Below are 6,159 nucleotides of genomic sequence, written 5' to 3' on the forward strand. Positions count from 1 at the left end.
ATTTTATATCCTTCCAATAATATGGCTTTTTTACGGATATAGAAAGCATCGTGTTTCATTTTCATTATTTATTAATAGAAACGAAACATTTAACCTAGTGCAAGTTTTGTACATCGCGATTATGCTTTGTATGTTTAGTTACGGCTATCTTATTTTATATATGTACAGCTTTGCATGGATTACACCAGATTTTATTATGAATGCCTTGCATGAACCGATTATAGATAGTACCGGGGGATATGTATTTCAATTTATTAGGGTTGTATTTATCGCGCCTATTGTCGGAGAGTTTGTTTTTCGAGGGTTTTTACTGCAGCGTTTTGCAGCAAAATGGGGAACGAGTGTAGCGATGATTGCAGTGGCACTTTTATTTGCGATATTACATGTCGATTTTCTCGGTGCCGCCGTATTTAGTATCGTATTATCAATCGTATATATTCGTACGAAAAGCTTACTCATGCCAATTGCGATACATATGTTAAACAATACATTTGTACTCTGTGCATCTTTCCTAGTAAGTAGAGAAAAAATCATGAGTTTTGCAGATTTCTCAAACTATACGACGTTCTTTCCAGGACTTATTATTTTTATAACGGGATTAAACTTAGTACTCATCTTTTTATTTGTTAACCGCAAATATTGGAGTAAAGAAATGCCAGCTATATATGTAGAGCAGGAAAAAATCTTTTCAGACGTAGTGGGGAGTAAATGAGATGAAGAAGACGATTGAAAAAATATTGAAAGACATTATAGATTCTACGTCTATTACAGATATGTGTGATAGAAACGTTTGCCATTGGCTTCAACCTGTAGTAGATACGATTGTGTTTCCAGAGTATTACTTATTTTCTAGTACTCATTTAAAAGAAAATATTATTTCTCTTCTTATTGTGTTAGGGGTTTTACTAATATTTGGTCTAATTGTAGAAGAAATGATGAAGCGCATCTTCAGAAAAAATGAAGAGAAGTATATGTGGGTTCATAAAATATTCGTGAAAGTAATAGTGGCTTTCCTTTTGTTTTATAGTATGAAAACAATCATTTACTTTATAGCTTTGAAACATCATTAATTCGAAATTTGAAAGGGATGTATAAAATTATATGAATGAAACAATATCGTCAAATAAGTTTTTTTATTTGATTGTACTGAGTTTAGTATTGATTACGACAGTAAATGTTGTTCTTCGCTGGGAGGAAGCTTACTTTTTTATGTATTTAGCGCTCCATTTATTAGGGATTTTATGCATAACGGGCGGAGTAGTTGCTGAGAAAAAGCATGAAGAAAGTATTAATTATATGTGTGTGATGGGTCTTATTTTACTTCTAACTGTACAAGGTATTATGAAATATAGTTCATTTTCTTTGCAAGATTTTAGTTTGTTAATAGATGTACTTCCTTAAGGAGAGGCTCTTTATTTTATCTAAAAGGCGGTTTACCAGTGCATTTCTTATCCCAGATTATGAACCGAATAAAGTGTCTAAAGGTAGGTGAAACTCTTCTTATGTAGAAGAGTTTTTTTATGTAAGTAGAAGGCTCTCGAGCAATTCTCATAATAAGCTTGTTCTAATTTAGCATGTACGAACTTACAATAATAATAGACAGGCAGCATAGAGGAGGGAATAGCGTGAGGAAAGTTATTGGGTGGTCGCTTTTTTTGTACGTTGGGTTTGCGTTACTTATATATTGGTATTTATTTGGATGGAATCATGAACTTATTCCGGACATGTATAAAGGAACAAAGGCAGATCCAGAAACTTTTATGAATGCGAGGGAGCTTACGCTAAGCCAAGATTATTCGCGCGTGAAAAACTTACTGTTCTTTTTAGCGACGCCTCTTGAATGGATTATTTTATTGTTTGTACTTGTGCTCGGTATTTCAAAAAAGTTTGAGAAATGGTCGAAGGAAACGACCAAAATAAATGTCTTACAAGTTGCGATTTATTTCTTTTATTTATCACTACTAACAACAGTTCTTGCATTACCGATGCAATGGATCGGGCGTAAAGTGTCTGTTGATTACGGCATTTCCACGCAAAGTACACAAAGCTGGATAAAAGATCATGTTATCGATTTTTGGGTGAATTATGCGACTATGTTACTCATTATTTCAGTTCTGTTATGGCTCATCCGTAAATTTCCGAAGAGATGGTGGTTAGCAGGATGGGCGCTCTCTGTACCATTTACAATCTTTTTAACGTTCGTGCAACCTGTTGTAATTGATCCACTTTATAATGATTTTTCAACGCTGAAAAATAAGGAATTAGAAACGAAAATTTTAGCGATCGCAGATAAAGCTGATATTCCAGCTAAACACGTATATGAAGTAAATATGTCGGAAAAAACGAATTCGTTAAATGCGTACGTAACGGGAATTGGCCCTAACGCCCGTATTGTAATGTGGGATACGACGCTTAAGCAATTAAAAGATAAAGAGATTTTATTTATAATGGCTCATGAAATGGGACATTACGTAATGAAACATATATATTGGGGCGTTGCGAGCTATGTGTTGCTATCGTTTATAGGTATGTATTTAATTAGTCGTATTATAAATATGTGTATTCGAAAATGGGGAGATACGCTGCAAATTTCCAAAATGGCATGTTTCTCGATTTTACCTTTATTTTTCTTAATTTCTTCTGTACTATCCTTTGCGTCACAACCAGCAACAAACTACGTTTCTCGTATAGAAGAACGGGCGGCAGATCAATATGCTTTAGATATGACGAAAGATGGAAATTCAGGTGTGAAAACTTTTCAATACTTATCAAAAACAAGTTTAAGCCAAGTAAATCCACCTGCGTTAGTGAAATTTTTCTTATACACACATCCGCCAATTTTCGAAAGAATTCATACGTTTGAACAATATGAAAAACAGAAGAAGCAGTAGTGTACTGCTTCTTTTTATTGTGGATGATTCGAGTTTTGGAAAATTATAGTGTATAATACGTAGAATATTCAGTTAAATATTTAGGAGGTTAATATTTTGTTTCATTCAAAATCAATGCCGGCTATAAAAATGATTCTTTCGATGTCTATTTTCGGATCGATTGGATTTTTTTCTGTCCAAACGGGTTTACCATCTTTTGAATTAGTATTTATTCGTTGTATTTGTGCGACTTTATTTTTAACGCTATGTTGGTTTGCAACAGGACAATATAAAAATGAGAAATGGAATAAAAAAGAAATTGTGCAAATATTAGCGTGTGGCGTATTTCTCGTTTTTAACTGGGTGTTTTTATTTAAAGCGTTTGAACTCATGTCGATTACAATTGCGATTTCAGTGTATCATCTCGCTCCAATTATCGTATTAATGATCGGTAGTATCGTATTTAAAGAGAGGCTAACAGTATTTGCTGTTATGTCCATTGTTATTTGTTTTATCGGCACAGTGTTAGTAGCTGGAGTGGACGGTAGTATGTCGCTTGAGAAATTAATGTCATCTGGAATGGTATGGGCACTTCTTGCGGCTTTATTTTATGCTTTTACCACGTTACTAGGAAAGGGGATTCAGCATACGAGTGCATATGCGATGACCTTTTTACAAACGTTTTTAGGCATATTTTTATTGCTACCATTCGTAGATTTCGGACATTTTCAAGGATTAACAGAGATGAACTGGATGATGATTACTGCGACAGGACTTATACATACTGGGTTTGTATATTACTTATTTTTTGACAGTTTAAGAGATTTATCGACGAGACTTATTTCTGTATTAGTGTTTTTAGATCCTGCTGTTGCAATTTTGTTAGATACGATCTTTACCGGTTTTAGACCGACTAGTATGCAAATTGTAGGGATTATTCTTATATTTGTAGGAATGGCGTTTACTTTTCGAAAAACGAAGGATGAAAAAGTAGTGGTAAAAGAAAATACGTATTATGAAGTGTGAAAAATTACCTCCTATCGTATTGAGAATTTTCTTATTTTTTGTACAATATAAAAGTAGGGAAATAAAGGAAGAGGCGGATGAGAGAGATGAAAAAGTTATTAAAGATAGCGACATCATTAACTTTAATAGGGGGGATATTTGTTAGCGGTAATATTGTTTCAGCAAATACAGATGGAATTCAACAATCTCCACCTCCACCTGATATTATACTAGAATTTGATGATTTAGCAAATGATCATTGGGCTTATAATGAAATTATGAATTTAGTATATTACCGGATTATGTATGGCTACGGAAATGGGAAATTTGGTGTAGAAGATAATGTAACCCGTGAACAAGCAGCAGCAGTACTGTATCGCGCACTAAATTTGAAACGAAATGTACATATTGAAAATCCATATGGAGATATTGACGGGAAATCAACAATGTTTCCTTATGAAATTTTACACTTAACAAAGATCGGTATTTTTAAAGGAGACGAAAATCAGAACTTCCGTCCAAAAGATACGTTAACTCGTGCGGAACTAGCGCAAATTTTGGTAAAAGCATATAATCTGAAAGCAAAACGACATCATACATTTACAGACGTATCAGAGGATTATTGGGCAAGAGATGCGATTAGTGCGCTGCAATCTAATAACGTTGTAGCAGGAACAGGCGCTGGGAAATTTGAACCTGAAATGCTTGTAACACGAGGGCAATTTGCGAAATTCTTAAAAAAGGCAATCGATAATTCGCCAGGGAAAATGGAATAAATAAGAGCTACATTATTATGTAGTAAAAGTGCAAATAGATCATATTTGTACCTTTTGTATGAAAAGTGAAATGACATATCAGAAAATCATTGGGCTAAAGATTTGATTAGCGCCTTACAGTCTAATAAAGCTATAGTTGGAACGGGTAATGGTTTATTTGAACCAGAAAAACTTGTAACCCTTGAACAGTATGCGAAGTTCTTAAATAATGCACTTCATAGATTCTACGCAAACGATTAATCTATGAAGCTCGAAAAAAGCGCAAATATGATATTTGCGCTTTTTTTGTCTATAAAGTGAAATTTTTATAAGTGAAGGACTTGATTAGTAGATAGTAGAATATTGTATATATAACATCTTTGCAAAAGCTTTTGTTTATCCTTTTTGAAAATCAAACAGAGAAACTAGAGCGCAAAGATAAGAATATTTCTTCAAATGATTTGCATGCAATTCAGAATACCAATTGGAATTGAGAGCGAATTGGCTCACCTAGTAATCTTCAAAATAATAGATGTTAAAAATGAAATATATTACATACGGTTTGCAAATGCAGCATATGTAATATGGGAAAAGAATTTAGTCTATTATTTTCCACTTTTAATAAAGAGGAAATGAAGGAGAGAGGACAATGAAGAAAAAAATGTTCCGTATAATGGCGGCAGCGACTATTATGGGTGGAGTATTGGTAAGCGCAAATGTTCCTAATATAAAAGCAGAAGAATATCCAGAAATGATTGTATTTGATGATGTTCCAGTAGACCATTGGGCATATGAATATATTTTAGAAGTGGCGTATCATAAAGTTATGCTAGGTTATGGAAATGGAAAGTTTGGTGTAGGTGATAATGTAACCCGTGAACAAGTGGCGGCAATACTGTATCGCGCACTTAATATAAAACATGAAGGCCCATTAAAAAATCCTTATAAGGATATTTCTGAAAGATCAACAATGTTTCCAAATGAAATTTTAGCATTAACAGAGCGCGGTATTTTTAAAGGTGATGAGAAGGGGAACTTTAGACCTAGAGAAACAATAACACGTGCAGAAGTAGCGCAAGTTCTTACACAGACATATTCCTTTGAAGCGAAGCAACAGCATACATTTAAAGATGTACCAAATAATTACTGGGCAAAAAATGCAATTAGTGCTCTGCAAGCTAATAATGTCATAGTAGGAACAGGGAATGGAAAGTTTGAACCAAATAAAGTTGTAACACGTGAGCAATATGCAACATTTTTAAATAAAGCTATTATTAATTTTAATTTGAAAGATGAATAACATGAAACGGAAGTTTTTAAAAATATAGTACAAGAAAAATAAAATTATATTAATATATCATATTTCTTTAAAAAAAAGCGCGGAAATTACGCGCTTTTTTCTTATTTTAAATTGTTTATCTGTATATTTATTCTGCTGTTCATAGTTCTGCGGTTAGTGTTTATGGAAAAAACAGGTTAATTATAGTTACTTTTTATGGGAAAAAAGTACGATTTAGTAACTTTATTGT

General features: G+C 33.3%; 8 protein-coding genes. All 8 read left to right on the forward strand.

What is annotated here, in order from left to right:
• On the forward strand, positions 1-712 hold a 712-nt coding region (locus AB3X49_RS16045; RefSeq protein ID WP_367963295.1), incomplete at its 5' end, for a CPBP family intramembrane glutamic endopeptidase.
• Position 713: 1 nt separating this feature from the next.
• Positions 714-1,070, forward strand: a complete 357-nt coding sequence (locus tag AB3X49_RS16050; RefSeq protein ID WP_002011228.1) for a hypothetical protein — start codon at positions 714-716, stop codon at positions 1,068-1,070.
• A gap of 31 nt (positions 1,071-1,101) precedes the next feature.
• Positions 1,102-1,401: a hypothetical protein gene (locus AB3X49_RS16055; protein ID WP_001006056.1), complete on the forward strand. Its 300-nt coding sequence runs from the start codon at positions 1,102-1,104 to the stop codon at positions 1,399-1,401.
• Positions 1,402-1,625: 224 nt separating this feature from the next.
• Complete coding sequence (locus tag AB3X49_RS16060; RefSeq protein ID WP_367963297.1) at positions 1,626-2,891, forward strand: M48 family metallopeptidase; 1,266 nt, start codon at positions 1,626-1,628, stop codon at positions 2,889-2,891.
• Positions 2,892-2,987: 96 nt separating this feature from the next.
• Positions 2,988-3,896 carry a DMT family transporter gene (locus AB3X49_RS16065; protein ID WP_367963299.1) on the forward strand — a complete coding sequence of 303 codons (909 nt, stop codon included), beginning with the start codon at positions 2,988-2,990 and terminating at the stop codon, positions 3,894-3,896.
• Between the two features lie 77 nt (positions 3,897-3,973).
• Complete coding sequence (locus AB3X49_RS16070) at positions 3,974-4,651, forward strand: S-layer homology domain-containing protein (protein ID WP_367963301.1); 678 nt, start codon at positions 3,974-3,976, stop codon at positions 4,649-4,651.
• A 75-nt stretch (positions 4,652-4,726) separates the two neighbouring features.
• Positions 4,727-4,891 carry an S-layer homology domain-containing protein gene (locus AB3X49_RS16075; protein WP_080019752.1) on the forward strand — a complete coding sequence of 55 codons (165 nt, stop codon included), beginning with the start codon at positions 4,727-4,729 and terminating at the stop codon, positions 4,889-4,891.
• Positions 4,892-5,279: 388 nt separating this feature from the next.
• Positions 5,280-5,930, forward strand: coding sequence for an S-layer homology domain-containing protein (locus AB3X49_RS16080; protein WP_367963304.1), 651 nt, complete (start codon positions 5,280-5,282; stop codon positions 5,928-5,930).
• Positions 5,931-6,159 lie beyond the last annotated feature (229 nt).

Origin of the sequence: Bacillus sp. C30 (assembly GCF_040838255.1) — a bacterium.
Classification (GTDB): domain Bacteria; phylum Bacillota; class Bacilli; order Bacillales; family Bacillaceae_G; genus Bacillus_A; species Bacillus_A mycoides.